Genomic DNA, 2,797 nt, shown 5'->3' with positions numbered 1-2,797 from the left:
GGACAATTTGCTTGAATACAGTGGAATGTACGATTAGAGAGGGAAGTTATCGTTTTTCTAAGATAACTCGACCGACCCAACTGCAACAAAAAGCGTTAGATTTATTGGGAGTTTCCCTGATTTGTACCCAGTAACGGGGCGCTGTAAATTCTCTTAATCCCTTCTACAGCACAGCTTATGGCTTTTTGTCAACGGGGAAGTCCAGTAATAAAAATAATCTTCAGAATTCAGAGTTTAGAATTGAGAATACTGACGACATCGGCAATAATTAGACAAAAGGATTGATTTCAGGGATATCATTGATCGAGGGTAAGTCTATTGGGTCCGATCGCTCTTGTCTAAGATAATAGGGACAATGAAGCTGACAATCGGGACGATGGGGAAAATCAACTAAATCATTTTGGTATGCTGATAGATAGCGATCGAGAGCCTTCAATAAACGGCGTAAATCCCGCCCTGTCCGTTGGTGTAGTTTGCGATTATAGTTAAAAGTAATTTGTTCGGGGCTGCGGGGTAACTGCACAAACCAATAGGTCATCGATAAACTATCAAGAGGATAAGCAGAAGTTTCTGCCAACACATACAGATAAAGTCTCGTCTGCCAATTTTTGGCTAGTTTGTCGGCATCGATCGGCTTTAAGTAGGTTTTCCAGTCAAAAATTACCGCTCGATCACTCTCTAATAAAATTAAATCATAGATAACCGTTAATAAATAATTACCCACAGTTAAACTGCGACAATGTTCCGCTTCTCGATTGTCTTCTCCCGGATTTTGGGCAATGGCCGGGGCAGCCTTTAATAGGGCTGTTAAACAATGTTCTAACTGTTCATTTTCCCCTAATAAAGACGCAATCGGCAGCCCTAATTCCCGCTGCTGTAATAATAGGTGAAACTGACTGCCCCATTCTTGCCCCTGTAATTGTCCGGGGTCAGCCGGTGTGTTAAGTTGCTCTAGATAGACTTTTTGAAATCTGGGTGGACAAGTTTCCAATAGGTTTAAATGACCTTGGGCAAAACGGTATATCTTAGGCATAATAGGGTTATCGTGAATAAAACAGCAGTTAGCCGATGATTTTGATCTGACAGACGGTAAACCGTATTATATAGTTTTCCCGATCAATGTTAATTTCTGTTATGGAAGTCTTGAAAGATTGGGGATTGTTTGCACAAAATAGTCGCAGCCATCCTTTGCGGTGAATGTCATGAATTCTTCACTTTTGTCGATTCTTCCTGCTGTTGACGGTGTTTTGTTTAATTTTGCTGAATCTGATCTATTTTGGGAAAATTTGGCAGTGGCTTTTGGCAAAAGCAGTGGCAAAGTCGAGATTTTAGTCAACGTCCTGAGATTGAGGTATTTAGAGTGTAGGCTGCGTGTTTGCGGCTATCAATTCCGTCAAAAAAACAAAATTAACCATCTGCCCTAAAGCACCACCTCTATTATTAAATCGGTGCGTTACGCTATCGCGCTTCACAGCCTAGTGGACTGTTTCAGCTAAAATAGGGCAATAGCTCGAACAAGCAGAGGACATCAATCATGGGAAGAGGTCGGTGAGATAAAGTCAATCTAACAGGGGAACAAAGAGAAAACCTCGAACAAATCAGTCGTAATGGCTATGCACCGGCTAAAAAAATTCTCTGCGCTCGGATTTTGCTGATGTGTGACGAGGGAGAACAGGCGAAAAGAAAATGGACAGATGAAGAAATAGCCGAAGCTTTAGAGGTCAATAGAAACACAGTGGGACGTATTCGTCAAAGATTTCTTCAAAAAGGCGAAAAACCAGCATTAGAACGGAAATCGAGAAAAACTCCCCCCACTCCAGCAAAAGTTGATGGAGCCGCCGCTGCCCAAATCATTGCCCTGTGCTGTTCGGAGCCACCATCTGGCCGAGCCGAGTGGACAATCCGACTATTAACCTCGGAACTCAAACAAAGACAAATTATCACCGAGATTTCCAGTCCAACGGTGTGGCGTACTCTAAAAAAAACCAATTACGCCCTTGGAAAACCCAAAGATACTGTATTCCGGAACAGGATTTAGCCCGATTTGTTGCCCAGATGGAAGTTGTCCTTGACCTGTATGGCACTCAGCCATCGGAAGAAGAACCGTTAATCGCGATGGATGAGGCATCAAAGCAACTACTTGGAGAAGTTTACCCCCCGATACCCATGCAACCTGGACAAGATACAAAAGAAGACTATCACTATAGTCGTGAAGGGGTTCAAGCCTTGTTCATGTTTTTTGACCCCCATCGAGGATGGAGACGGGTGAGTAACCGAGATAGTCGAACCCGAATAGATTGGGCAGAAGAAATTCGTCAATTATTGGGTGGTGATTCGGTAGTAGTGATGGCGGCTTAATCCTTTGCTTTGCTGTGCATTGTAGTCATGGATAAAATACCAAAGGGTTCCCCAACGTGATTCTCCATTTTTTTAGAGAAAGATAGACTCTCTCTCACCAGCTGAGAAATCCTTTGTCGAAAGGTATTATTTAATCTTTCAATATGATTAGTTTGACCAGTTTCTTTTCCGACTGGTCGATGACGTTTACTAGGAATTACTGTCTTATAGGACTCCCAAAAGTCTGTGTAAGCAACTGCGCATTGTCGGTAAACACCTGGTAAACTGGCCCCAAAGTTTTTTAGCTGATTGACGACGCCTATCTCCGCGCATAGCAACCAATAATTTCCCTTGTTTTTCTATCAATTGCCAGCCAAATATAAAACTTTATCGTCTTAGAAAAAACCAAAGACCACATCTCATCACATTCTCTAACCAATTTACCTTTTGGTTTGTCCGA

2 protein-coding genes and 2 pseudogenes are annotated in these 2,797 nt (G+C 42.4%); 2 read left to right on the top strand and 2 right to left on the bottom strand.

Annotation, left to right across the window (positions count from 1 at the left end):
- Positions 1 to 268: 268 nt before the first annotated feature.
- Positions 269 to 1,033, bottom strand: a complete 765-nt coding sequence (locus ACE1AQ_RS15210) for a PD-(D/E)XK nuclease family protein (protein WP_008197866.1) — start codon at positions 1,031 to 1,033, stop codon at positions 269 to 271.
- A 169-nt stretch (positions 1,034 to 1,202) separates the two neighbouring features.
- On the opposite strand from ACE1AQ_RS15210, the gene ACE1AQ_RS15205 reads away from it, so the two are divergent.
- Together ACE1AQ_RS15205 and ACE1AQ_RS15200 are read left to right on the top strand one after the other, a co-directional pair.
- Positions 1,203 to 1,424, top strand: a complete 222-nt coding sequence (locus ACE1AQ_RS15205; protein WP_051011148.1) for a hypothetical protein — start codon at positions 1,203 to 1,205, stop codon at positions 1,422 to 1,424.
- 110 nt (positions 1,425 to 1,534) lie between these two features.
- Positions 1,535 to 2,334: pseudogene (locus tag ACE1AQ_RS15200) on the top strand (IS630 family transposase); the annotation flags it as partial.
- On the opposite strand, the pseudogene ACE1AQ_RS15195 reads toward ACE1AQ_RS15200, so the two are convergent.
- Positions 2,320 to 2,797 (bottom strand): annotated as a pseudogene (locus ACE1AQ_RS15195) (IS1 family transposase); the annotation flags it as partial. The pseudogenes ACE1AQ_RS15200 and ACE1AQ_RS15195 overlap by 15 nt on opposite strands.

Source organism: Microcystis sp. BLCC-F209 (assembly GCF_041928595.1).
In the GTDB taxonomy this organism is placed as follows: Bacteria; Cyanobacteriota; Cyanobacteriia; order Cyanobacteriales; family Microcystaceae; genus Microcystis.
The sequence above is the reverse complement of the archived record's forward strand: the minus strand, read 5'-3'. Positions and strand labels throughout refer to the sequence as shown.